This is a genomic window from Desulfobacula sp., assembly GCF_030145145.1.
In the GTDB taxonomy this organism is placed as follows: Bacteria; Desulfobacterota; Desulfobacteria; order Desulfobacterales; family Desulfobacteraceae; genus Desulfobacula.
Genome location: NZ_JAQYWD010000013.1, coordinates 89,045 through 115,366, shown reverse-complemented (window position 1 = coordinate 115,366; position 26,322 = coordinate 89,045). Strand labels below are relative to the sequence as shown.

General features: G+C 46.6%; 21 protein-coding genes. 4 read left to right on the top strand and 17 right to left on the bottom strand.

What is annotated here, in order from left to right:
• Positions 1-58 precede the first annotated feature (58 nt).
• On the bottom strand, positions 59-1,126 hold the full coding sequence (locus Q1Q15_RS09355) for a M42 family peptidase (RefSeq protein WP_300458847.1): 1,068 nt from the start codon (positions 1,124-1,126) through the stop codon (positions 59-61).
• A 354-nt stretch (positions 1,127-1,480) separates the two neighbouring features.
• Between Q1Q15_RS09355 and Q1Q15_RS09350 the strand changes: the two genes are divergently transcribed.
• The 3 genes from Q1Q15_RS09350 to Q1Q15_RS09340 all read left to right on the top strand — a co-directional run bounded on the left by Q1Q15_RS09350 (position 1,481) and on the right by Q1Q15_RS09340 (position 4,349).
• On the top strand, positions 1,481-2,479 hold the full coding sequence (locus Q1Q15_RS09350; RefSeq protein ID WP_300458845.1) for a D-cysteine desulfhydrase: 999 nt from the start codon (positions 1,481-1,483) through the stop codon (positions 2,477-2,479).
• A gap of 40 nt (positions 2,480-2,519) precedes the next feature.
• Entirely contained in the window at positions 2,520-3,233 is a 714-nt protein-coding gene (locus Q1Q15_RS09345) for an amino acid racemase (RefSeq protein ID WP_300458842.1), read from the top strand.
• A 195-nt stretch (positions 3,234-3,428) separates the two neighbouring features.
• Complete coding sequence (locus Q1Q15_RS09340; RefSeq protein WP_300458839.1) at positions 3,429-4,349, top strand: TIGR01212 family radical SAM protein; 921 nt, start codon at positions 3,429-3,431, stop codon at positions 4,347-4,349.
• Positions 4,350-4,360: 11 nt separating this feature from the next.
• Here the strand turns inward: Q1Q15_RS09340 and Q1Q15_RS09335 are convergent, their stop codons facing one another.
• Positions 4,361-5,392 (bottom strand): FAD:protein FMN transferase, encoded by a 1,032-nt coding sequence (locus tag Q1Q15_RS09335; protein ID WP_300458837.1) that lies wholly within the window; start codon positions 5,390-5,392, stop codon positions 4,361-4,363.
• 73 nt (positions 5,393-5,465) lie between these two features.
• Positions 5,466-6,269 (bottom strand): RNA methyltransferase, encoded by an 804-nt coding sequence (locus tag Q1Q15_RS09330; RefSeq protein WP_300458835.1) that lies wholly within the window; start codon positions 6,267-6,269, stop codon positions 5,466-5,468.
• A gap of 143 nt (positions 6,270-6,412) precedes the next feature.
• On the opposite strand from Q1Q15_RS09330, the gene Q1Q15_RS09325 reads away from it, so the two are divergent.
• Complete coding sequence (locus Q1Q15_RS09325; protein ID WP_300458832.1) at positions 6,413-7,201, top strand: hypothetical protein; 789 nt, start codon at positions 6,413-6,415, stop codon at positions 7,199-7,201.
• Here Q1Q15_RS09325 and Q1Q15_RS09320 read toward each other — a convergent pair.
• From Q1Q15_RS09320 to Q1Q15_RS09255, 14 genes are all read right to left on the bottom strand, one after another.
• Complete coding sequence (locus Q1Q15_RS09320; protein ID WP_300458828.1) at positions 7,187-8,107, bottom strand: class I SAM-dependent methyltransferase; 921 nt, start codon at positions 8,105-8,107, stop codon at positions 7,187-7,189. The genes Q1Q15_RS09325 and Q1Q15_RS09320 overlap by 15 nt on opposite strands.
• Positions 8,100-8,735, bottom strand: a complete 636-nt coding sequence (locus Q1Q15_RS09315) for an XRE family transcriptional regulator (protein WP_300458826.1) — start codon at positions 8,733-8,735, stop codon at positions 8,100-8,102. Before Q1Q15_RS09315 ends, Q1Q15_RS09320 begins: the two co-directional genes overlap by 8 nt.
• Positions 8,736-8,750: 15 nt before the next feature.
• Positions 8,751-9,878 (bottom strand): pyruvate carboxyltransferase, encoded by a 1,128-nt coding sequence (locus Q1Q15_RS09310; protein ID WP_300458824.1) that lies wholly within the window; start codon positions 9,876-9,878, stop codon positions 8,751-8,753.
• 20 nt (positions 9,879-9,898) lie between these two features.
• Positions 9,899-11,488: a carboxyl transferase domain-containing protein gene (locus tag Q1Q15_RS09305; RefSeq protein WP_300458821.1), complete on the bottom strand. Its 1,590-nt coding sequence runs from the start codon at positions 11,486-11,488 to the stop codon at positions 9,899-9,901.
• An 8-nt stretch (positions 11,489-11,496) separates the two neighbouring features.
• On the bottom strand, positions 11,497-12,282 hold the full coding sequence (locus Q1Q15_RS09300) for an enoyl-CoA hydratase-related protein (RefSeq protein ID WP_300458819.1): 786 nt from the start codon (positions 12,280-12,282) through the stop codon (positions 11,497-11,499).
• 38 nt (positions 12,283-12,320) lie between these two features.
• The gene (locus Q1Q15_RS09295; protein ID WP_300458816.1) at positions 12,321-13,469 is read right to left on the bottom strand and encodes an acyl-CoA dehydrogenase family protein; all 1,149 of its coding nucleotides are present in this window, start codon (positions 13,467-13,469) and stop codon (positions 12,321-12,323) included.
• A 355-nt stretch (positions 13,470-13,824) separates the two neighbouring features.
• Positions 13,825-14,766, bottom strand: coding sequence for a hypothetical protein (locus Q1Q15_RS09290; protein ID WP_300458813.1), 942 nt, complete (start codon positions 14,764-14,766; stop codon positions 13,825-13,827).
• A gap of 13 nt (positions 14,767-14,779) precedes the next feature.
• A complete protein-coding gene (locus Q1Q15_RS09285) occupies positions 14,780-16,840 on the bottom strand; it encodes a hydantoinase B/oxoprolinase family protein (protein WP_300458810.1) in 2,061 nt (686 codons plus the stop codon).
• A 127-nt stretch (positions 16,841-16,967) separates the two neighbouring features.
• A complete protein-coding gene (locus Q1Q15_RS09280) occupies positions 16,968-19,085 on the bottom strand; it encodes a hydantoinase/oxoprolinase family protein (protein ID WP_300458806.1) in 2,118 nt (705 codons plus the stop codon).
• Positions 19,085-19,462 carry an acetone carboxylase subunit gamma gene (locus tag Q1Q15_RS09275; RefSeq protein ID WP_300458804.1) on the bottom strand — a complete coding sequence of 126 codons (378 nt, stop codon included), beginning with the start codon at positions 19,460-19,462 and terminating at the stop codon, positions 19,085-19,087. Before Q1Q15_RS09275 ends, Q1Q15_RS09280 begins: the two co-directional genes overlap by 1 nt.
• A gap of 23 nt (positions 19,463-19,485) precedes the next feature.
• Entirely contained in the window at positions 19,486-21,477 is a 1,992-nt protein-coding gene (locus tag Q1Q15_RS09270; RefSeq protein ID WP_300458802.1) for a hydantoinase/oxoprolinase family protein, read from the bottom strand.
• A gap of 108 nt (positions 21,478-21,585) precedes the next feature.
• Entirely contained in the window at positions 21,586-22,332 is a 747-nt protein-coding gene (locus Q1Q15_RS09265) for an SDR family oxidoreductase (RefSeq protein WP_300458800.1), read from the bottom strand.
• Positions 22,333-22,838: 506 nt separating this feature from the next.
• Entirely contained in the window at positions 22,839-24,233 is a 1,395-nt protein-coding gene (locus Q1Q15_RS09260; RefSeq protein ID WP_300458798.1) for a sigma-54 dependent transcriptional regulator, read from the bottom strand.
• Between the two features lie 40 nt (positions 24,234-24,273).
• The gene (locus tag Q1Q15_RS09255; protein ID WP_300458797.1) at positions 24,274-26,304 is read right to left on the bottom strand and encodes a hydantoinase B/oxoprolinase family protein; all 2,031 of its coding nucleotides are present in this window, start codon (positions 26,302-26,304) and stop codon (positions 24,274-24,276) included.
• Between the last annotated feature and the right edge of the window lie 18 nt (positions 26,305-26,322).

Sequence of the window (26,322 nt, the reverse complement as noted above, 5' to 3'; positions counted from 1 at the left end):
TATCGCCCGCCTTGTACTCGGAAAAATTTTCAGGTTTTCGGTCAGGCACTAAAACCCTTTAGAAGCTTTCAATGATATCCCTGTTAAGGTTATTTAGAATTTCACTGCACCATTTGATGGTATGATTGACATCTGACAGGGCGGCAATGCAGTGGTGGGAATGAATGTATCGTACCGGAATGCCCAGGGTGATGGTGGGAATGCTTCTGTCATGAAGGGTGATGACACCGGCGTTGGTCCCGCCACTGGACCGGACAGCCTCCTGGAAAGGAATCTTGTACGTTTCGGCGATGTCGATGGCAAATTTTACAAACCGTGGGTTTGACACGACGGATTTATCCATATGGCGGATCTGGGGGCCTTTTTTTAACCCTGCCTGGATCGCCTCATTGCCGTTGAAGGTGTCGTCGGCTGGCGTGCCTTCAAGCACAATGGCGATATCCGGATTGATTCGTCTGACTGAAACCGTTGCCCCCCTTAACCCCAGCTCTTCCTGGGATGACAAAACCCCCACGACATCCAGCGGCTGGTCTCGTTTGATATGATGTTTCATCACTTCCAGAAGGGCCGCGCATCCCAGCCTGTCGTCAAAGGCCTTGCCAAAGATCAGGTCATTTTCCGCGTCGTGGGTGAACACCACATCCGGAACAACCGGTGCTCCGATCCGGATGTGAAAGTGGTCGATCACCTCCTGTTGTGAGGTGGCCCCGACGTCTATGACCATGTTGGAAAGACCCACGGGTGTGTTGCGGTCTTCCTGGGTCAAAAAGTGGGTGGGTTTAGAGGCCACAATCCCCTTTATCCATTGACCTCGGGTATTGCGGATTCGCACGGCATGGGCACCCAGGGACTGGGGATTCCATCCGCCCAGGGCCAGAAATTTAAGGGTGCCGCTGGTGGTGACGGACTGGATCATAAACCCGACTTCATCTGAGTGGGCATCCAGCATAACCCTGGGCAGGTCTTTTCCCGGGCTAGGGCAGTGGATAAAAAGATTCCTGATCCGGTCTTCTGTAATGTCAAAGTTCTCCGGCATATACGTCCGGGCAGCTTGAATGACCTCGTCTTCAAACCCGGAAACCCCCGGGGTATTTGAAAGTTTTTCTATTATTTTTAATACGTTCAATGATTTCTCCAGTTTGTGGTTGTTCTGTTTCGGTTGTGTTTTGATGGCCGCTTTTTTCCGGTGTATCAGGTTGCCCTGTAACCTGTCAACCGGAATGGACCATGGTCAGCAATTCCATTAAATGAAAATTGCCGGACAACGGCAGGCGTACGATTGATGTTGAGGAGAAAAAAGAATTGACACCCTTATTTTGATGCCTGTAGAGTGGTTTTGTTGTTGAATATTGACCATCATCAAGTATGCAAATCAACCTTAAAACCTGATACCTGGGTACGTGCAAACAGGAGGTCAGGTTTATGATCAGCAAGACGGCAGTTTTAACAAAAATGACACCTCAAGCGAGAAGGATACAAAATGAATTTTACAAAATTTCCTAGACGACACTATCTTCAGGGTCCAACCCCCATTGAAGCGATGCCCTCACTGAGCAAGGTGATGGGGGGAGAGGTAACCCTCTATGTTAAACGAGATGACCTGCTTCCCGGTGCAGCCGGTGGGAATAAAACCAGAAAACTTGAGTTCTGCATTGCCGATGCCCTGGAAAAGGGTGCCGACACCATTGTCACCTGTGGGGCGATTCAGTCAAATCACGCCCGCCTTACTGCGGCCTGGTCTGCAAAAGAAGGGTTGGCGTGTCATCTTATCCTTGAAGAACGGGTAAAGGGTTCTTATAAGAAAGATGCCAGCGGGAATAATTTTCTTTTCGAGCTGCTGGGGGTTAAGAGTATCACGGTTGTGACAGCCGGTTCCGATATGATGGCCCAAATGGAAAAAAAAGCGGCAGAGCTTACATCCGCCGGGAAAATCCCCTATCTGATCCCGGTGGGAGCCTCCAATGACATCGGTGCCCTCGGATATGCTGTGTGCGCAGAAGAGATCATGGCCCAGCTAAATGAGATGCGGTTACCCATTGATCATATGGTCGTTCCTTCCGGATCTGCCGGCACCCATGCCGGCCTGGTTGTGGGTATGACGGGCGTCAATGGGGGCATCCCCATCAGCGGGATGAATGTCTCCAGGGGAAAAGAGGCCCAGGAAGGCCTGGTATTTGACCTGGCTGTAAAAACAGCAGAAAAACTTGGCCTGGGGGACAGGATAAAACGAGAGGATATCGTTTGTTTTGACCAGTATGTGGGACCGGGGTATTCCCTTCCCACAGAGGATATGGTGAAAGCCGTCAACCTTTTCGCTCAAAACGAAGCCATTCTTCTGGATCCCGTTTATTCGGGCAAGGCCGCTGCCGGTCTCATTGACCTGATTCGAAAAGGCCACTTTAAAAAAGGATCAAATATTTTGTTTGTTCACACGGGCGGATCTCCGGCGCTTTATGCCTATCTGGACACCTTCAGATAAAGCAGGGGGCTGTTTTGCTGACAGATAGCGGGTGACCTGTATGACAAAAAAAGAAAAGGTTCCGGGAATCCTTGGCGGCATGGGTCCCGGTGCCACCATTGACCTGATGCAGCGGATTCTCCGGCTGACACCGGCATTGGATGATAAGGATCATATCAGATGTATTATTGATAACAATCCCAAGGTGCCATCCAGAATCAATGCCATTATTAAAGGAAATGGGGAAGACCCGGTGCCTTGTCTGGTGGATATGGCCCGCCGTCTTGAATCCTGGGGGGCGGATTTTCTCGCGATTCCCTGTAATACGGCCCATAGTTATTATGACGCCGTTTCCAGTGCCGTCAACATACCGGTGATGAACCTCATTGATCTTGTTGTTACCCATGTAAAAACGCATAAACCCGACTGCCGTAAAATCGGTGTACTGGCTTCAACAGCAGTCCTGATGACCGGGCTGTACGAAAACCGATTCCATGACAATGGCATCGCCGTCGTCTACCCTGCCCGGAAATTCCAGGAGAGACTGCTTAACATCATCAGGGACATTAAAACGGGTAACACGTCCGGGGAAGTGGTGAACCAATATGTGGAAATTTGTGGACACCTTCATTCGGCCGGGGGGGAGCCTATTCTCATCGCCTGCACAGAGCTCAGTATGCTTGGTTGCCATCTTCCCTTTGATATGATAGATGCTGCTGAAATCCTGGCCCGGGAAATTGTTGCGGTCTCTAAAAATTTTCATGACGGGATTTGAGGACAAATACCACAATAACTGCCATGCCCTGACGGGCACAACAAAGGATGAAAGAAATGAGTTATGAGTATTGGGTATTGAGGGAAGCAGCATTAACAAGTTGGTTCTCATTACTCAGAACTCATATCCCACTAATTTCATATAAAGAATTAAAAGAGACTGTGGGAAAACGGATGAACAGGGGATGGGTGTTGAATGGAGAAAAAAAAGCGGTATTCGGATTATAATACTTATTTGAGAGAATTGTTTGGTCAACGGGTACAGAAAATCACCATTGATGCGGGGCTGTCCTGCCCCAACCGGGATGGTTCAATTTCCCGGAAAGGGTGTATTTATTGCAATACCAAGGGGTCTGGTTCCGGTCTGTTTGCCCGGGGGGTTTCCATAAAGGAGCAGATCCAGACCGGTAAAATCGCCATGATGAAAAAATATAAGGCCAAAAAATTTATGGCGTATTTTCAATCCTATTCAAACACCTACGCCACCTGTGCGCACATGAAACAATTGTATGATCAGGCCCTGGCCTGTGAGGGCATGGTGGGCATGGCCATTGGAACGCGACCCGACTGCATCGATATGGAAAAGCTGGCGTTGATAGAATCTTACACAAAAGAGTACCTGGTCTGGCTTGAGTACGGTCTTCAATCCGCGCATGATGACACCCTGCGATTCATCAACAGGGGACATACCTTTAAAGACTTTTCCACAGCGGTTCAATTAACCCGGGGCAGGGGAATCAATATCTGCACCCATGTTATCCTGGGGCTTCCGGGAGAAGATAAAAAAATGATGCTGGAAACAGCAAAAATATTGGCGGACAGCGGCATTAACGGCGTGAAAATTCATCTGCTGTATGTTATCAAAGGGACCCTTCTGGACAAATTGTGGAAAAACGGTGACTATATCCCAATGGAACAGACAGAATACGTGGAGATGGTGTGCGATTTTCTGGAATTGCTGCCGGATCACATGATTATCCAGCGCATCACAGGCGATCCCCACGCAGATGAATTAAGGGCCCCTTTGTGGGCCGGTCGATACCGGGAAACCTTTAATATGATCCAGCATACCCTTGAACGAAGAAACACGTTTCAGGGGTCGAAATATCACCGGTAAGTCCCAAGGACTTATTTGACAATAAACCCGTCAAAATTGTCAGACGTGTGGGTGACAAGGGTTTGATCTTTGTCCTGGATGATCAGGCATTCGGTGTTCTCAAGACGGTTAACCAGCTGGATGCCCTTGTGCACATCCATGACCATCAGGGCTGTGGCAAGGCCGTCAGCAAACGTGCAGTCTTTGGAGATGACCGAAGCGGAAACAACGTGATTGTCCACCGGGAATCCTGTTTTTGGATCAATAATATGGGAGAAGGTTTTACCGTTTATTTCAAAAAAATTTCTGTAATTTCCACTGGTGGCAATGGCCTGGTTACTCAGACGGATAATTTTGTATACGGTTTGGTTTGCATACCGTTTGTCGGGCCTGCTGATGCCAATCGACCATGGGTCGCCTTTTTTATTTTTGCCAGAAGCATAGAGCTCTCCGCCTATTTCCACGAGAACATCATGGATGCCCCCAGCGGTAAAAAGGGCGGCAATGGTGTCTACCCCATATCCTTTGGCAATGGAACCCAGGTCCAGGGTAACCGCTTGACGTTTCAGAAGGGTATGGGGTCCATGGATGTCGATAAAGTGAAATCCGGTTTTTGACAGGGCCAGGGTTATGGTGTCAAGTTCGGGAACACGGTCTGTGGCTTTTTTTGTTCCAAATCCCCACAGATCGACCAGGGGTTTCACCGTCCCGTCCCAGGAACCGTCTGTCAGTTGGTATAATTTTTTTGCCGTTGACAGGATGGCAGAAAAATCAGCGGAAATGTGGATCGGTTTTTCAATCTCATGATGGTTAAAAACAGACAGGTCACTTTTTGGATCATACATGGACAGTCGCTTGTTGATTTCTTTCAGGCGGATGTCCACCTTGCGCTTCCATAACGACAGAGATTCTTTGTTGCGGGAGATAAATTTGATGGTGTAAAATGTCCCCATGGTTTTACCGGACAGGATGTGCTGAGTGCCGGATGTAAATGCAAATCCAGTGGCGTCAAAACAAAAAAAAGAGAGGGTTGCGAAAAAAATAATAATTTTATAACCGTTCATATGCAAGGTGTCCTTTGGTTTTTTATGTATGATAGAACCCGGGTGTGTAACGCCATATTGTCTGGGAATGTGCTCACTTGCCGCACAATTTGCTGGCCACCTGAAAACAGATAACAGAGACGGCGTTGGCAACATTGATGGAATTTTTTTTGCCAAACATCGGGATATAAACAAAATCGTCACAGGTTTCCATGACATGGGATGAGATCCCATATTCTTCATTCCCGAAAACAACAATGGTTTTCTTTTGCCATGATCCTTCGAAAAAAGGGCGGGCTTCTTTAATGGTCTCAATGCCAATGATGTGAAACCCGTTGTCTTTTTTTTCAAGCAGGGTTTGGGCAAGATCGGTTACCTTTTCCTGTTTAACCCATTTATGGGCTCCCATGGCGGTTTTTTGGACCCCTGGATGTTCTTTTCCCGGGGTGTTGCCCAGGATAACGGAGCTAAATCCGGCCGCTTCACAGGTCCTGAAAATGGACCCTACATTAAAAAGGCTTCTTAACCCGTCCAGGGCGATATGGCAATCAAGATCGGGTTGATCCGGATGCCTTGAACCATCGTTTGTCTGAACCGTTTCAAGCAAGTCATAGTCCCGGACAGGGTGGCCCAGAGCAGATCGGTGGTAGTGGATTCTGTCTGAAATACATTCCATCCACAACCGGGTCCCATGGGTGTCCGGCGCAACGAAGGGCATCCGTCCCGTCCAGATCAGGATTTCGGTGTATTGATGTGTAAACAGGGTTAAAGCGGTTTTTTGGACACGATTGGTGGTTAGCTGTTGATAAAATTCAGATAACCAACGGATGATATGCTTATGCTGGTTTTCCCGGGAAAGCGACAGAAACTTTTTTTTTGTAAATCCAAACGTATCCATTTCAGATCTATATCAGTAAATGAGGGGTGAATAAACCAAATTTGTTAAAAAAGATGGCCGCCTGAATCAATTTTTATGGCAGATCTGCCGATAGTCTTTTACATGGAAGATGACCATATCCCCAGGGGTTAAGGAGACATAAAATGAGCAGTATACCGTATCCGTCTTTATCGTCAGGCGCATCACCCCGGCAAAATGTTGTATCCGACACTCAATTTTCAATGGATGCAAACAAACAATCCTTCCGTTCCCAGGAACGCCTGGATGCCGGATTGACCATAAAAACCAAAGAAGGTGATCTTGTCACATTGGCATCCCATTCCTATTCCGGGGTTGATGCCTTCATTTACAACCGCAACGGTACCCTTCAAACCGATTCAAGAAGGGGGAGCGTCATTCAACATCAAAGAGACATCACCTTGACATCAGGGAGCCGTTTTGCGTTTTCCGTGGTCGGTGAGTTGAGTGAACAGGAGCTTGAGGACATAGACGCGATTGTGCGAGATATGGATGCCATTATTTCGGAAATGGTCCGGGGTGATATGGATGGCGCCCTTGACAAAGCCCTTTCCATGGGAGGCTATGACACCGTTTCCATGTATGCGGCAGATATGACCTATCAGACATCCTATCAGATGACATCCGAAACCCTTGCTGAAACTGTAAGCCCCCTGAAGGATACCGAACAAAAGATGGATGCATTGGTGGCAAAAATGGCGGAAAGATTGAAAGAGGATGAAGAAAAATACCTTGATAAGTCCCAGGCCCCCATTGATCAGCTTTTCAAACATCATCTGAAAGATCTGGCAATTCATTCCATCTCAGACACCGCCATCTACACGGCCATTGAAAGGGCAGGAGAGCAGGTCAGGGATCTGATCGATCAGATGACGGGAACCTTATTTAAAGATCATTTTTCAGCTTTTTTCTAACACCGCTTCCATGAGACAGATGGCATTTTTTTTAAAATTTGTATGCATGTTATTACCGAAAGAGCTGGCATTTTTGCCAAAGATCAGACCCGGGCCGATAAAATTGGGTTGGGGGCCTTTTTTTTGAGATACTGCTTTGACCTTTTCCCACCACCCCCATGCGGCGCGGGTTTCATTGGAAGAAAATCGGATATCAAAGCCTTGTCGTTCAAAAAGTGCGGACAGGCTCTCCCAGGTTTCAAGAAAGGATATGTCAGCTTTACCGGCCCAGGGAACGGGAAAAAGGAGACGATCATGGTCCCCCCTGGTAATTTCATGTAACAACAGCTTTCCTTCGGGTTTCAGGACCCTGAAAAATTCTTTAACCGCCTTTGATTTATCTTCAATATTCATGAGGATATGCTGGCATAAAACAGCATCAAACGTATGGTCTTCAAAGGGCAGATCAAGAATTGACCCCTGTTGGAACGTAACCATGTGGTCCAGCCGGGTACACCGGGTCAAAAAGGTTGCCGCCTCGATAAACCGCTCTGCCAGATCCACGCCCATGACCCTGCAGTTAACTTGCTGGGCAAGCAATCGGGCGGAACCGCCAATCCCGCAACCCGCATCAAGAACCACTGCATCGGAAGACAGGTGAATTTTTTTAAATAAGTCCAGACTGGCCCGGGCACCGCCGGTATGGAGTTGATCAATGGGGGAAAGGTCTCTCAATTCAAGGTTAACAGGGGGTTTGCCGGCTTTGATGAATGCGGTTTCAATATTCTGTCTGAGATTGTCTGAATTATAGTAGTCTTTAACGTTGGATTCCATCATATATTTTTGGTCTTTGGGTTGCGTGTTTTTATTTGTCTCCCCCCGTTTGCGTTTCATTGGAACGGAAAAGGGGGGAGAGGGTTTATTCATACAGAACTGCAAGCATGGTGGCTTTCTCGGTTTTTGCGGTTATGAAATGGGATGTGGTGGACAGGTAGTAGGCACTGTCACCAGGTTCAAGATCATAGGTGTCTTTTCCAATGGTCAGGTTGACAATGCCGTCAAGCACAAACACAAACTCTTCACCGTTATGGACGGAGATTTCTTTGTCCTGGCTTTTTTCCAATTGGACGATCAATGCTTCCATATGACGGCCCTGGACTTCAGGGGCCAGGCTCATATAAGAATAGACTTTCTTTTTGCCGGTTTTTGAAGTGGAACGGGAAATCGGTTTTCTTTCATTTTTTCTGGTAATGGAATACAGCTTGGTGCCAATGCCGGATACCAGGCGGCCCACGGCCGCATCCAGGGCCTTGGACAGTTTCATCACCGTTCCAAGCTGGGGTTTTTCCCGGCCTTTTTCAATATCTTTGAGCCGGGATACCTCGAATCCTGTCAAATGGGACAGATCTTCAATGGAAATCCCCCGTTCTTCCCTGAGTTGTTTGATGCGGTAACCCACTTCATCCACATCACCTTTTTCACCATTTTGAATGCTGCCGGTGAGATTTTCAAAATAATCTACATTGATATGAGGGATGGTGTCCTTTTTTTCCATAGCGTCTCCTTGTCATCATTGTCCGGGAAAACTTTGATCTGGTTTTTCCCCCAGGTTTTCCTTGAGTTTTGCAAGTCCGGGTCTGGCATACTGCATATGGCCTTCCTTAAGGGTCCTGCCGTTGATAACCGCCTCACTTCGCAATCGACTGCCAACCGTTCGCTCCAGCTGTTTTCCCAGCCACAGGATCCTGTCAACATCGTATCCATGTTTTATACCCATTTCATCAATTTGTACAAGTGTATCTTCCAAACACACCAGTCCCACATATCTTTCATCATCATAATAGTAATCGCCCGTGCCTTTGATGGGCCTGTCATCCAGGAAATTGGCCGGCTGCCCCCCAAGACCGCCAAGGGTGGCTTCAAAATGGCAGATCCCTGCCTGGAGAGCGGCAAGAACCGATGCCGAGGCCACTCTTTTCGTTTCGTGGAAATGGGCAATGTGAAGGCGTGTATCCGGGATTTCATCAAGGATCATGGAAAAATATCGATAGACATCGGCAGCAGATGCTGATCCGTCATGATCGGCATGCTCAATGTCACTGGCGCCGATGGAAAGCCAGTATTTAGTGAATTCCACGGCATCTTTTAATTGGGTGGCTCCGCCAATGGGGCTTCCCCAGATGGTACTCACCGTACCGCACATTTTAATGCCGGCATCGGAACATTTTTGTATGCATCGTTCCGCTTCCTGCCAGTAATTGGGAAGCGTGGTGCCGGAATTGGCAAAATGGTGCTGTTCTTCGGTGGAGACCATCATCAGGACCCGGTCCGGTCCCACCCCTCTTTTTTTGAGTTCAATCGCCCGGTCAACGGCAGGCTCCCGGATGGTAATGGCGGTCAATACCACATCCGCCATATTGATTCCTTTCCTGGCCGCCCGGCTGGCAAACTGATCGCTTTTCAGGTGGGCTAAAAGTTCTTCAGCATCACTGAACTGGGGCATACTTCTGGGATTGCCCAGATTAGTGACTTCAATGTTGCGGCAACCTGCAAAAATCAATTCTTCCAAATAGGTGATTTTAGCCGGAGTGGAAATGAATTTTTCAAGGTGCTGAAATCCATCCCGGACGGTGATATCACCAATGGTTACTGCCCTGGGCATGCGGGGAAAAATTTTCCAGTAGTCATATTCTGTCATAGTGGTTCTCCTTTATAAAGTTAAAATCTAAAATTTCCAAAACTGGCTTCGCCAATGGGATTGATAAGGCTGACTTCAAAGGCCATGGCCAGCCAGTCTCTGATTTCAGAAAATTTAAGCAGCCGGTCATTTAAAATCCGGGAGGCACAGAAAAAGGGATGGGCTTCTCCGTCATACTTGTCGATCATTTTCTGCTGGAAGTTTTCTACCTCATCAGGGGTCATGGGGGTGCCCAAAGCGCTTTGTTTGGCCTGTTCAATGCTCAACAGGACACCGCCGGCACTTTTCCCGCTCATCACACCGGTTTTGGCCCTCATGGTGGAAAATAAGAAGTTGGGCCGGTACCCCCTGCCGCACATCCCATAGTTGGCGGCCCCGTTATCCGGTCCGATCACCAGCTGGACCCTGGGAACCTGGGCACAGGAAACCGCCCGTACCATGTCAGCACCGTATTTGCCGATGCCGGCATGCTCTGAATCAGACCCAATCATATACCCTGGAGAGCTCTGGATGAACAGCAGGGGAATTTTTTCATGGGAGCATCTGACCACCCATTCCGTTACTTTTTTAGCGGACTCGTGAAAGATAATCCCGGCAGCATTGGAGCAGACAACTCCGATGGGAAGTCCCTTGATCCTGATTCTTCCCACCAGGATGTTGGATCCCCTGCCCGGCGCAAAATCTTTCTTGTGCTCAATAAATTCAGATTCATCAGCAATGGCTTCAAGAATTTTTTTCCCGTTAATGCCGGTATACGGTGATATCGGCAGAACGTCGTATAGGGTTCCCGGGGGAACCAGAGGGGCCTTGGATTCATAGGTGTGCAGATGGCGTTTCTGGGGCCGGGTCAACGACAAAAGCGCCCGGGCTCTGCCAATGGCCTGGGCCTGGTCCGCACACAGGTGATCCGCACCCCCGGAAATCTGGGTATGTACCTTGGCACCGCCTAAATTTTCAGCAGAAATCTCTTCTCCTGTGGCCATTTTCACCAGGGGGGGGCCGCCAAGGAATGAAAAGGACTGGCGGTCAATCATGATGGATTCACAGGCCATGAAGACAATATAGGCCCCGCCGGCAGTATTGCCGCCGGTACTGATGGTGATTTGGCGAAGGCCCCTGGCAGACATCCGAGCCATGTTGTAAAAGATGGATCCGAAATGCTGGTCATCCGGGAAGACATCGGCCTGCAGGGGAAGAAACACCCCCCCGGAATCCGCAATATAGACACAATTAAGGCCGTTTTTTTCGGCAATGGCCTGGGCCCTCATGTGTTTTTTCAGGGTGATGGGAAAATAAGAACCCGCCTTTACCCGGCTGTCATTGGCCATGATCATGGTCCAGTTGCCATGGATTTTCCCAATGCCGGTGACGATTCCGGCACACGGAACATCTTCAACCCCTGGATAGCCCATACCAAATCCTGCCAGGACCGAGAGTTCAAAAAAGGGCGTGTCAGGATCTATCAGGTCTGCAATCAATTGTCTGACCGGGCGTTTATCCCTTTTTGCAAGGGTGTCTAAGGCCGTTTGACCACCGGTACAGATGGCTTCCTGCCGTCGGTCTTCAAGTTTTTGTTCTTCAGCTTTCCAGAAAGTTCTGTTCTCCGTCATGGGTATTGTTATCTCCCTTTGTAAACCGGTTTTCTCTTTTCATTAAACGCCGTAAAACCTTCAATTCTGTCTTCTGTGGGGATGGTGACCCGGTAGGCATTGGATTCTATGGCAAGTCCTGTGGCCAGATCGGTTTCAATGCCTTTGTCAATGGCGTATTTGGCCATTTCAACGGCGATGGGACCGGTTTCACAGATCATGTCCACCAGTCGCATGCACTCGTCCATCAGGGTATCCAGGGTTGTGACCGTATTCACAAGACCAATGTCCAGGGCCTCTTTTGCATCCACCCGGCGGCCGGTAAAGATCATTTCCTTGGCTTTTGCAACACCAATGAGCCGGGGCAGCCGCTGGGTGCCGCCGGCACCCGGGATAACAGCCAGACGGGTTTCCGTCAATGCCATGCTGGCATTTTCCGAGGCGATGCGCATATCAGATGCACACATGAATTCGGTACCGCCCCCCAGGGCAAGTCCGTTCACAGCACAAATCACCGGCATGGGCAGATTCTGGATGGCCGTCAGAAGATTCCGGATGGTGAGAACAAATTTTTTGACCCCGTCCGGGGACAGGGTTGCCCTTTCTTTGAGGTCCGCACCGACACAGAAGGCTTTTTTTCCGGCACCGGTAATGATGACGGCCCGGACATCCTTTCGATAACTCAGGGCATCCACCTGATCCTGAAACGTGTGTAAAAGATCAAAATCAAAACAATTCATTTTTTCGGGTTGGTTCAGGGTCAGGATAACGGCCTGGTTTTTTTCTTCTACCAATAGATGGTCGTTCTTACTCATAATGTTTTCTCCAAGATTAAACCGGTTTAAACCGGCTTTTAACAGCCAATATGACGTGAAATGACAATGCGCTGCACTTCCGAGGTGCCTTCCCCGATTTCCAGAAGTTTCTGGTCCCGGTAAAACCGTTCCACATTGTATTCTTTCATCAGACCATATCCCCCATGAATCTGAACGGCATGGTCCACCACCCGGGACATGACTTCGGAACAATAGAGCTTGCCCATGGCTGCCTCTTTTTCAAAGGGCCGCTGATTGCTTTTCAGCCAGCAGGCCTTGTAAAGAAGATTTCTGGCGCACTCAATTTCCATGGCACAATCGGCCAGTTTAAAGGCAATGGCCTGGAATTTGGAAATGGGTTGTCCAAACTGTTTTCTTTCTTTGGCATATTTCAACCCAAGGTCATAGGCACCCTGGGCACCGCCGAGTCCCATGGCCCCGATGGAGAGCCTTCCCCCGTCCAGGGTGGCCAGCATCTGATGAAAGCCGTCACCTTTTTTCCCCAGGATATTTTCCCGGGGAACCCTGACATCATCAAAATAGAGTTCCGCTGTGTTGGACGCCCGCCACATCAGTTTTTTGTGCATGGGAACCGCTTTAAATCCCGGTGTTCCTGCTTCAACAAGGATACAGGAATACTCGGGCTTGCCATTGTCCCGGGTGCCGGTGATGGCCTGGACGGTGACACCCAGGGTCATATCGCAGGCCGCATTGGTGATGAATATTTTCGATCCGTTGATCACCCATTCATTTCCATCCAGGACAGCGGTTGTTTTGCTGCCGCCGGCATCGGAGCCGGCCGTGGGTTCTGTAAGGCCAAATCCCCACAGGCCTTCCCCGGCGCACAGTTTGGGCAGATATTTTTGTTTTTGTTCTTCGGTGCCAAAATAGTAGATGGGTCCGATGCCCAAAGAATTGCCGGCGGCAATGGTGGCGGCCTGGGAGCCGTCAATTCTGGCGATTTCTTCAACACCGATAATGTAGGAGATATAGTCCATTGCCTGGCCGTCATACTTTTCTGACACAAACATGCCGAAAAGACCTATTTCTCCCATTTTACGCGTGAGGGCTTCGGAAAATTCCTCTTTTTCGTCCAGCTCTCCTGCAATGGGAGCGATTTCTTTCCGGGCAAACTTTCTGACTTCCTTACGGATCATTTCCTGCTCTTTGGTAAGGTCAAAATCCACCCTTTGCCTCCTTTATATTATGAGTTGTTTTTTTTGTGCAAATGGTTTTTTAGCCGAAAAAATCGCCCGACAAACCAGGAAACTGATCGAGCGCTCAGTCTTATATTTAAAATACTATATTTAAAGTCATTATTTTGTCAAATGGTTTTTATCTTGTTTTTTTGTCCCAGGTCGCTAAAAGGTTCGAAAAATGAGAAATCGGCCCCTGCATTCTCCTCTTTCTTAATATTTAAAGGGCAGCAGGGGCCGATCTCTACAATTTTATATCAATCAAAACGTGTTGTTTCTATTTTATGCGGTTACAATCAAATGATAATGAATAGATGGCTGAGCCATCTCGATCGAGATATGATTACTATAGTATCGTTTCCCGAATCGTCTGGATTCCTCGAATCATAAATTCCTTGTTGATCGTTCCTGGAATTTGAGAAGAAGTGGTCAGCAATTGAAGCCGTGATTCTTTTGCGGCTTCTTGAATACCTGTTTTTATTAAGTAGGCCTCTATCTCATCGGGTTCCTTTTCCAATAGTGACACAGGTATGGCAACGGATATTTTCTTAAAACTTGCTAATGCTTCAATCCCCATTTCAGACGGCAGAATTAAACCATTGACGGCTTTATTTAATATAGTCGCCTCTGGAAAAGACAATTCTCTGATCATCATATACGTGTCTACATCATAAAATTTTGCTGTGTTGTAAGAAGGAGAATAAAACCGCTTCAACAATTTTTTTGCCTGGTCATTTCCATTCATGGCAGGAACCTGCATTTCATGAATGATTAAGAGATCAATACCGGTTTCTCCCATGGCTTTTACAAAATTGAGCACGGCTTTGGATGTCAGGCTCATCACCTGGGGGTGATTGATAAGCGCTTCAACCGATAGATTTGTCAACCGATTGGCCAGTGTCCATGGTCCCATTACCGCTACTTTCAGAAGCGTTTCAGGCAACAGAACTCTGAGCCTTTTTGCGACTTCAACAGCAGTTTGAATGATTTCATGCCGGGTTAAATCCTGAACTCTTTCTTTTATTTGCCCCAGACTTTTTTCCGACAAATCGGTCAATGCCGTATTGATATTATTTGAGCGGATCCCCAGAGCTTCAGATAGTGCCTGCCGATAACCATAACTGAGAATCCCATCAGTTTGAAAATGGCCTTGAATTGCCCTGAGGGAATTTGTAATTTTTGTCGGATCCCTCAAAAACGCTTCTACCGGCATATTCTCTATCTTGGCTCCGAAAGAAAAAACCAAGGGAATAAATAGATTCTTTTTTTTCTTTAATGATCCGCTCATTTTTATCTCCTTGCTAAGCTCTCATTATCGGTTCAATTACCTGGGCGTCCGGCCATGTGCCATAAAATCTCAGGTTCTTTTCATCAATCTGCTCCTTTGACCAGTCTTCACAGAAAACGTCAAAAGATTTACCTCGGCCAATTCTATTTTGTCTCTCTTTTGCTCTCGCCTGTTCGGTTTTTTCTTTGTCGAGCTTCAAGCTTTCCTGATTATATACGACATGGTAAACCTTGTCAGCAGACCAATCCGAAATTATCTGGCTGCGAAGATCTTTTATCACCAGTTCTGGATCTCGATCCAGCGGATCTCCATATCCAGCGCCACCGGCGGAAAAAGCGAACGTAATGATATCGCCCTCGTTAAAAGGACGTATGGATCGGCCAAAAAACTCGTTTGTCCAGTCCCCGCTGATACTTTTTTCCTCCAGAATCTCAACGAGATCAAGGGTTAACTGGGAGTCTTTATCCTTCATCAATTCCATAATATTCGCGTTTTTCACACTGATTCCCGGCACAGTACTGGGGGCATACCCACCAAACAGGGGTTGGGGTGTTTGTATCTTGCTATTGTCTGCGATCGACATAAAGAAAATCATCGGTGCATGATGGGCAACCCATATCTGAACCGTTCCGGAACCGCCTCTGTATTTACCATGCCCACAAGAATCTTTCCAGTGATTAGACAGTGGGATCAACATGGGCAGGTCATTTTCCATTTCCTCAATATCCGGCGCTCGGCCATACTGACACCATGGAAAACCAAAAGCATTTTCACCATCTAACTCCGGTCTGCCTCCCTGGCCTTCCGTGTTTAAAGAATAGGCCAAAAGATCGGCAAAGGGCATATTCCACTGTGATAATCCCGCAAGAATCTGCCCGTTGCCGGCATTCCCCTGGGACGCGACGACATCCTGCCAATGCTTGGTTGAGAACATCATTTTTCCAAAACAATTATGCATGGCACTCATCACACCGGTTGCAATCATAACCGAGCAGCTGGTAGCAGCTTTTACATCAGGATTAAGAACCGAACCCTCGGGAAAATAGAAGTCAATGGTTTGAAAGGTCGCGCTGCTGATGGGTAGATCATGAAAAACGTATCCATACATGAAATTGGAGATATGTCCCACAATGGCTTGCACGTGTGCATTATAGGAATAGGGGTTTTCCGGAGAGGTACCGGTAAAATCCATCATTAACCGATCTCCCTTTTTATTTAAGACCATATGGCTTGAGCGTGTCAGTCCCACCTCTAACCCTACACCGTCAGAGAAGTTTACAGAGGTATAAGAACCATCAGGCCAGCTTTGTATTTTTTTTCGAGCACCTTCCTCAGCCATGATCAGCATTTTCCGCAGTAAGCCGATGATATACGCCACCCCTTTTTCGTCTGCCAGCTCGACAATCCGGGTAACTGCTCTATGTGCGGCTGTTGCCCGGGCTTTCGTATCCACAACAACCATTTGTGGTGCTCTCATGCCAAAGGCAGCAAACATTTCAAGCAAATCCTCCCGGAGGACATAGTTTTCCCCTACTTTTATGGGGGGGAAATTACCTCCCTCTAAAAACCGGCTGGTTGCATTAATGGGCATCCCACCCGGCTCACTGGCACCGGTTTCCGTGGTGTGGGAACAGGCGATAGTCCATGCGATTAACTCTCCCTTGTAAAAAACCGGCATGAGCATGGCCACATCCGGGTTATGAATCCCGCCATAAAGCGCATCATTAACCAACCAGATGTCTCCTTCTTTTATACCGGGATTCTCGCTATAGTTTTGTAGAATGTATTTTATGATAATGGGTTGAATAATTGCATGCAGAAAGGTTCCGCACGCAGCATTCACAAGATCCCCTTTGGCATTGCAAAGGGCGACCATTGAATCACCCGCTACACCCATGGAACTTCGTGAAGACCGAACAAATACCTCCATGGCTTCTTCAAGAATATTGTTTGTCCGTTCAAAACCAATCTCATAATCTCCTAATTGAAGGGACTCAACCGATCTTAATTCCCTTTCATCCGGTGGAGTTACCTTGATCATTGCCAATTTTTCGTCTGGTGATAGTATCGCCATATTTTTCCCCTTTTGCTGTCTATTTTATTGAAGATAAATACAAGAGCCACCCGTCCCGGTGTCGCTGTCTATTGCAGGACAACTGATTCCCATGCCGGTCGCCTATAAACTTTTCCTGAGTTTTGTATCATGCGGTCGCCCGTTCAATGTGGGCAAACAGATGCTCATCAATTTCACAAGAAAATTCAGGAGGGATTACCAGGGTAATGTATTCTGATTCCAGGATGGAGGGTCCGAAAACCTTATTGCCGGGTTGCATTGCTTTGTAATCATAGATTGCCGTATCTTCGTAGTCCTCTTGCCCCCAATAGCATTTACGGGTTGCTTTATACGCGGATGAGGCGTCAATCCCATCAACCGGATAGGATAGAATTGGTTTTTGAATTGCCGGGATGGTTGCAGTGATGATAAAACTTTCCACATACACCCCACCTTCAGGATGGACACACAATGGGCTGAAGGTTTCACTGAATTCACGCTCAAATGCATTATAAATTGCTCGTATATCTTCTTCGGTTTGAATATATAAAAGCGGAGCAGACGTTCTTTTCCGGTGAACCTGACCGCCATAGAGCATATCCAGTTCCAGTGTATAAACAGCTTCTCCCATCCCTGTTGTCACCATCTCTTTTTGGGCTCTTTCCTGCAATTCTTTGACAATTTCATTGAATTCCTGGTAACTGGTATTAAATTTTTTATTTCCAGGTTCCATTAATACGTATCTTTTGGAGCGTTCGTACACCTGCTTGATATCCATTAATGAAGACCCCAGTGCGGAAAAAACAGGGGAAGATTGAAAAACCAATGCTTTAGGAATATCTTCCATATAGCCGGTTACGTGAACAGGGCCTCCCCCGCCGATGGCAAAAAGGACAAATTCCTTTGGATCATATCCCCGTAAATGAATTTCTTTACGGATGGCTGATCCCATACTTTTATCAGCAATCTGACGAATCATATACGCGGCTGTGTGCACGGGAACACCTAATGGATCGGCAACTTTTGTTTTAATGGAATCATAGGCACTTTCTTCATTCAGCACCATTTCCCCCCCGAAAAAGTAATCGGGATTGAGATATCCCAGAACCAGATTGGCATCTGTTACCGTCGGTTCCTCATTGCCCTGGTCATAACAGACCGGTCCCGGATATGAACCGGCACTTTTCGGGCCCACCTGCAGGTTCCCGATCAGCTCATTAATATGAGCAATGGAACCGCCACCAGCACCGATGGACATGGTCTGAATCATTGAAGCCCCTATCATCCATCGATGTAAAATGGGACGGAAATCATAATTGCGAACCCCCTCCTGTACGACCAGCCCAATATCAAAACTGGTTCCGCCGACATCGCTGGTCACCACGTTTTTGTATCCCAACTGACCTGCCATCTTGTGAGCCCCAATCAACCCTGCCACCGGTCCTGCGCTGTAGGTCCGAACCGCATCAGTTTTAAATACTTCCGCCATACCGCCTGAATTATGAACCATTAAGAATGGCCCTGAATACCCGTAATCACGGATCTTATCCCACATCGCCGATAATTCGATCTGCATGGATCTGAACAGGTATGCGTCAAGAATGGCTGTCATCGTCCGCTGGTATTCACCGGAACGGCCAACGACTTCACTACCCAATACCACCGGTAGATATCCCAGACAGTATTCTTTATACTCTTCTCGAATGATTCTTTTTATTGCCTGCTCATGTGTATTGTTCACGGATGACCAGAGCAGAGAGACAACGAATCCTCTAACGCCCTGGTCAACCAGGTAATGCACTTGCTTTCGAACCACATCTTCATCCAGGGGACGAAGGATGTTGCCAAACGAATCGATACGCTCCGGGACGCCCACGATATTTTCTCTCGGGATCAACGGTTCAGGTTTCTGTTGAACCGACAATCTTCTTCTCTCTGTTACCCTTGTGCCGTCAACCCATTGGGCGCCTTTCCCGATCAGGGTAGCATCTTCATGGCCTTCGGTCGTAATTAATCCAAGGCGGGGGCCTTTCTGCTCGAGCAAGCGATTCATGGCCACCGTTGTCGAGTAGCGCAGGAGTTCGATTTTGGGAAAAATTTCTTCCAGTTCCAAATCAACTTCTTTTGCCCCCTCTTCAATCACCCCGAGAAAACAAACAGAAAGATCGTAAGGGGTTGTGGGAGATTTCTTATGGATGGTTTTCCCTTCAAAATTCAAAACAAGATCTGTAAAGGTTCCACCAACATCAATATCGATTGTATTCATTATCTTATCTCCAACTTTTTGTTAATAATAACGAACTCACCTTGATCAAGTTTATCCTTAAGGCTGGCAATATCCAATTTGATATCATGCGTGATGGGATGTCCCAGAGGAAGGTATTCGGTTTCAATCTGAACCCCACACTCTGGACAATAAAATTCAATAATGCGGACCCATTCAGGATCGGGAGCAAAGTTAAACTCTCCTTTGATGAGTGGATTATGGACCTCTCTTGGATCTTTGCCGTATACCAGGCATCCTTTCTTGTAATTTTCCTCGGACGAGATCAGTTCCTTCCCACAAGAACTGCAAATCCATTGATCGCTCTCGATATCGAGATCCAGATATTCTGTTATGGCAACACGTTTATTCGTTTCCATTTTACCTCCCAATGATTTTAGCGTTAAGCATCCATTTGACGTTTAATGACAGCGTTATTGTATCCATCCACCTGAAGGTGCCAGTTTTCCGGTACAAAATAAGTTGTGTCGGTTCCTTCGATGATCGCACGGCCTTTGATAAGATTGCCGACGGTTAAATCTTCCCATTGATAGATTTTTGACACTTCATTTATATCCTTGCTGTATACCTTGCGCTCGCTTTTTAAAGCCGAGCTGGAATCTTTCCCCTGATGCGGTTTTGATTTCAGCTGTACTTTTAAAGCCGGGGTCATCACCTGCAGTTTCAATAATTCAAGAAAGCAGCTGTCTGGCCCTTTCGCCAGACAAGCCGTCAGCAGAGGGTCAGCGGAAAACTCAGATAAATTACATGAGGATTGCAGTTGAATGGTTTCTTTTTCCTGATCATTGTCAGATCTTCGCACCGTTAAATCCAGTACGGCATCGACCTTTTCGACGGGAAAGCCTTCACCGGTCATATCCCGGGCGGATTCCGCTCCCATTGACGTCAGTTGTTTGATAATGGCTTCTTTTTCAGATGACCACAGGTAGGGTGCATATTCATAGGTATGAGATATGTCTGCCACGGAAGACCCGACACAGCTGAACACAGATCCCAGGTCAAACATGTAAACGGTTTTCATTCCTACTTTTTCGGCTACTTCGCAACTCAATATGGCTCCGTTTCCGCCATATCCGAACAATGAAAAGTCATTGGCTGATTTTCCAGTGGTTTGGATCAGGCTTTTTATGACGTCAGCCAGCATGTCCGTTGCCAAGTCCACGATTCTTTCTGCAGCTAAAATCAGAGAAATACCAAGGGGTTCTGCAATTTTTTCTGCAATTATTTTTTGGGCTCGCATCAAATCGATTGTCTTGGTGCCCCCTGCAAAATAGTCTATATCGAAAATTCCTTTTATCAGAAGGGCATCGGTGAGCGTCGGTTCCGTTCCGCCTAAATCGTAACAGGCAGGACCAGGGTAGGCGCCCATACTTTCAGGTCCCAGGCGTAATTTTTCATTGACAACCTTTGCGATGGTCCCGCCGCCTAAAGCGATACTTCTTAAATCCGCCATTTGCTGTTTCAATGGAATACCGAAAACATTGGGAGCATTTGTAACACCCAGCCGTCCGTTTTCGATGGTTCCAAATTTGCTGGTTGTTCCCCCCACATCGAAAGCAAAGACATTGGGTAATTGATACACATCCGCCCAATATTTTCCGGCATGCAGCCCAAAAATCGGACCGGATTCAATGGTATCAACGGGTTTTGTTTTTGGGACTTTCGCAACGCCGCCATCAATTTTCCCTAACAAAAGGGGTCTTTTGTATTCTTTTTCCCGTAACATATCTTCCGCCTTAAACATGGCCGTTGCCATGGGGCCATGAACATAGGCATTCAACAGGGCATAATTGGTCCGGGTCATGTCATCAGGATGTTTGCATAACTCTTTGGCTGACAGGAGAGGGACATTCCCTAGATAATGATCGGGGTATTGTCCTTCAAAAATTTCTTTGAAATCATCTTCCTGTTTCGAGTGCTTCAATCCGTCTTTCAAGCTGACACAAACTCGTCGAACCCCTTTTTCCAGCATCGCTTTCACTTGGAAAAGCAATTCTTTTTTAGTAAAGGGATATTCGATCCCCACCACATCATTTTCGTCAATTAAGTGGCCGAAAACAGGATTGTCTGACTCCTGCGTATATAGATCCTTTTGATGGCCATTGGTAACGAACATTCCCAATTTGGGTCCTTTTCGTTCTGCAACAACATTGGAGGCAAAGGTATTTGACCAGCGAATGATCTCGACCTGTTCAAGGAAATCTTCCACTTTGGTAAAACCAAATGCTTTTGTACCCTCTTCAATACATTTATACCAGGAAACCGTCAGGTCGTGCGGTGTACTGTCAACTTTTACCTTTTTTATCACTTTCCCATCGGTGAACAAACCATCAGTGAATGTTCCCCCGGTATCAATATCGATTGTATAACCCATGAAATTTGTCTCCTATAAAACTACAAGTATTAATAAATGATACTATCTGGCTTATTTTGCCAGGCAGCCTCCATTCCCTCAAATGATCGGAACCCTCAAATTCATGGCTCATGATTTAATCATTCCCCCATCAACAACGATTGTTTGACCGGTGATAAATTCAGCATCATCTGAAACAAGAAATGACAGGGTCCCCACAAGGTCGGCGGGAACCTGTAACCTCGGAATCGCCTGCATTTGAGGGATTGCATCAAACATTTCAGCCAAAGGTGACGCTTCAGTTGTCGCATTTCGCACCAGGCTGGGCGCTATGGCGTTTACGGTAATCCCTGATGCCCCTAATTCATTGGCTAAACCCCGTGTAAAACCGATTACGGCAGCTTTGGTGGTGATGTAATGAACATAGGCCTCTATCTTCAGCCAGTAGACGGTGGATGACATGTTGATGATCCGTCCTTTGCCGTTTTTCTTCATCATCGGGACAAACGCCTTTGAGAATAGAAACAGTGAATCTACATTTATAGCGAGGATATTTTTCCAGTCTTCAAAAGAAATTTCATCAAAGGGTTGAAGAGGGAAAATTCCGGCATTGTTAATCAATATATTGCATCCGCCCATCGTTTCCTCAACCTTGGAAGCAAAGGCCTGGACCTGCAGTGGGTCCGTGATATCACACTCGCCGGCAAAGAACTTTCTTCCGGCTGCCCTGACCATTTCTTCTGTTTGCTCACAGGATTTAATGTCCGCAACAGCGACGTCTGCGCCATCTTCAGCCAGACGCGCTGCAAACGCTTGACCTATACCGCTGGCACCGCCAGTAACTACCGCCGTCATCCCTTCTAATCTATTCATCATAACACCGCCCCCCTTAATCAATAATTAATATTTGAAATCTCAATAAACATTTGATGAAAACATATTCGATCAGTGGAGAATTTTTATGGTTTCAAAAAAAACAGCCACTGCCGTAAAAATAAACGTCTCCCCCTTTTTCCAATGACGCTGCAATTCATAAAAGATTCCCTAACGTTAGGTTCATTACTGCTTAGTGATTAATCATTTTGAAAGACCCCTATTGCAACTTGTGAGCCGGAAGGGGATTTGTGTGAAAAATTCACAGGGATAACACTTCAACTATCTGAAATAAATAAACTATTTATTTGTAACAAAAGTTGAATGACAGAAAAGTAAGCAAAATTCTGAAAAAGAAAGATAAAAATAGCCAAGAGAATGAAGCAAAAATGCAAAAATATTTTTATATCTATAATATCAATGCATTATGATGTTGCATTTATGCGAAAACGAGACTGAAAATTTGTTTTATACATAGAAAAAAGAAAGACAAGAAAGGCTATATGATGTTATTCTTTTATTTTTTTCAGTTTCCGATGGAACGTGGCGGCATGGATGTCAGCCTGTATTGCAGCTTTTGTGATATTGCCATCAAATTGTTCCAAAAGTTTTTGAAAATAAATCTTTTCAAACTCCAATAGCCCTTCCCTGTATGTTTGATTTAATAATTTTTCAGAGTTAAAGGGGCGGGGCTCTTCAACCGTTCCCCTTATTCCCTTTGATGCTTTTCTGAGGTTTTGAACCGAAATATGGTCCTGGTCACCCGGTAGGGTGGCCATTAATCTTTCCATCAGGTTTTCCAGTTCCCTCACGTTTCCCGGCCAGGCGTATTTTTCTAACAGTTCAATTGCCTGGGGTGTCAACTTTCGCAAGGGCAGGTTGTTCTTCAAACAAAACCGTCTGGCAAAATAATCAGCCAGATTTGCGATATCTTCGGGTCGTTCCGACAGGGCCGGTGCTTTGATATGAACGACATTCAATCGAAAATAGAGATCGGCCCGAAATTTTTTCCGGTGGACTTCTTCATCCAGGTTCCGGTTTGTGGCAGCCAGAATATGGGCATTGGAAGTCAGGGGTTTCACTCCCCCTATACGGACAAAGGACTTTTCCTGTAAAAACCGTAAAAGCGTTACTTGACCCTTGGGACTCAATTCCCCGACTTCATCCAGAAAAAGAGTTCCGCCCTGGGCTTTTTCCATATAACCGATTTGTGTTTGACTGGCGCCGGTAAAAGCACCTTTTTCGTGACCGAAAAAGGTGCTTTCGACCAATCCATCGGGTATAGCGCCACAGTTGAGGGCATAGAAAGATCCGGGATCATGTCCGCCTTGTTTATGAATCGCTTTTGCGATCAGTTCTTTTCCAGAACCACTTTCTCCTGAAATAAGAATGGTCACGTCCAGCGGTGCAATTTGCTGAATGATTTTTTTCAATTCCCTCATCTTCTTGCTGGACCCCAGCATGCCATCATGTTGTTCAACTTCGGCCTCCAACTGCTCTGTATATTTCAGGGTGTCTTTTTGAGAAAATGCATAATTGATGGCTTTTTCCACCCGCACGATATTGTTAAAGGGTTTAATTAAATAATCGCAACCGCCTGCGCGGAGGACCTCTATGGCAAAGTCTACTTCCTGATGATCAGATATCACAATGATAGGGGTTTTTTTGTTTTCCTTGTGCAGACGTTCTATGGGCCGCAATTCTTTCTGGCTGAAAATGTCAAGATTGATCAGGATGGCATCGAATTCTTCATCCCTGGCCCGTTCATAAGCTCTTGTGTCGTTTCTAACCGCCGTGATCAACAGATTTTGTTGTTTCAGAACTTCTGTCAGAAAGAAATAGCAATACGCTTCATCTTCGATCAAAAGGAGGTGCCTTTTTCCGCTTTGATTTTTATTGGTCATGGGAGATCCGTTTTTTTTAATATGTCCTCTGTTTTGCCTGTTAACTCTCGCCAGGCCAGTCGCCATAGTATTTTAATATTTCCAGGGATGGTTTTTGGCGCGTCCACTCTTTCATAAATGCGGTATATGTTTTTCCTTTTTCAATACGCTGGCGGCGGGCCGATTCTCGTCTTTTTCGGGTATTCTCATCGTCGATTTGCCACGTCTGGGGATCGTAAACAACAAAATATACATTTTGAGCCACCCATTCGGAGATGATCTCCTGGCGAAGATCTTTCATAACTGCCTCGGGATCTCGCTCCAACACATCACCAAAACCAACGCCTCCATGAGAACAACCGACTAGAATATCTCCCTCTGAAAACGTTTGAGATTCCAAAGGATTAGCGCCAACATAATAATCTCCCGATATTTCTCTATTTTTTATCAGTTCATAAACATCCGTAGGCAAATTGGGGTACCCATTCTTCATTTTCTTCATCACATCAGAATTTCGAATCTGGATGGCAGGGTGCACCGACGGGGGATAACCACCAAAAAAAGATTGTAACACTTGAACCCGGGAAGACCTCATATTGGATTGGTAAACCACTTTTGCGACGTTTTGAACCACCCATGCCACGGTAATTCCAGCCCCCCCCCGAAATTTCCCATGTCCACAGGAATCCTTAAGCAATTTTTGAAACAGATGGAGATGGGGCTTGTCTTCCTCTTCTTCTTCCACATCAGGTCCCTTGCCCCAGGGACACCAGGGAAATCCCCAGGCATCCACACCATCACGATCATACCGAGCGCCACCCCCTTCTGTGTTTAATGGATACGCCAGAAGATCACTAAAAGGAATCCCCATTTGATTGGTTCCAGACATCACAAAGGCATCTCCATTGTTTCCAAAAGGAGACGTGGCAATTGTTTTTTTTTTAGAAGCAAACAGTATCTTTGACATAACGATATGGATGAGGCACATGGAAAGACTACAGATTAATACAGAGTTTCCTACGGCCGCTTCCGGGTTTGCATTCAGACAGCTGCCCAACGGCACAATGGTATCAATGGGTTCCCATATTCCGGCAGACAGGGGGAGGTCATGAAATGGAAATCCGTACAGATAAATGGCATTATGTGCAATGGTGGTATGTTTAAACGAATTATAAGGTCCGGGAGTTTCGGGAGACGTGCCTGAAAAATCCAGAATTAATTGGTCTTTTTTTTTGGTTAACGTACAGAAACTTCTCACCAGTCCCGCATCAACGCCGATATTATCCGTGAATACAACTGCTCGAAAAGTCCCATCTATCCACGTGCTAATTCTCCGCCGGACTTCTTCAGCAGAACTCTTGATCATTTTGGTAAATACACCGGTCAAAAAATCGATGCCTTTTTCTTTCACAAACTCTTCTATTCTCAGACGCACCTTGTCGCAACCAATCATACGCGCTCGAACATCAAAAATCTGCATTTGAGGGGTGCGGGATACCATGTTTGCCATCATTTCCAAAATATCGTCTTTTAGAAGATACCCTTCTCCAATTTTCATGGGGCTGATTTTCATCCCTTCATCATACCGGGACAGGGCCTTTATCGGCATTCCACCAGGGTCACACGCCCCTGTTTCCGGCTGGTGGCATGCGGCCGTTGCCCAGGCGGTTAAACTGCCTTGGTAAAAGATCGGCATAAAAACAAACTGATCCGCGTTATGAACACCACCGAAAACCGCGTCATTTGCAAAAAAGATATCTCCCGGTCGGATGCCTACGGTCGGCTGGTTTTTCCATTTATGAAGGATATATTTGATTTGTGGCTGTCCACAAACCGCATAAAGGTAAGAGCCGCAGGCCGTTGTCACTAGATCTCCCTTTGCTGTATATAACCCAACGGCAATATCACCGGAGCGAAGCATACTGGAAACCCCGCTTTGTATCATGATTTCCTTACCCTCCTCAAGGATCAGGTTTAACTTTTCCTGAGCCAGTTCGTAGTCCACGCCTTTTAAAAGTTCGATACACTTTAATTCATGGGGTTCCAGTGGCTCTGGTTTAAGACGTTCCGTAAAGGTAGTTTCCAGGGTCATTATCAATTCCTGATGGGT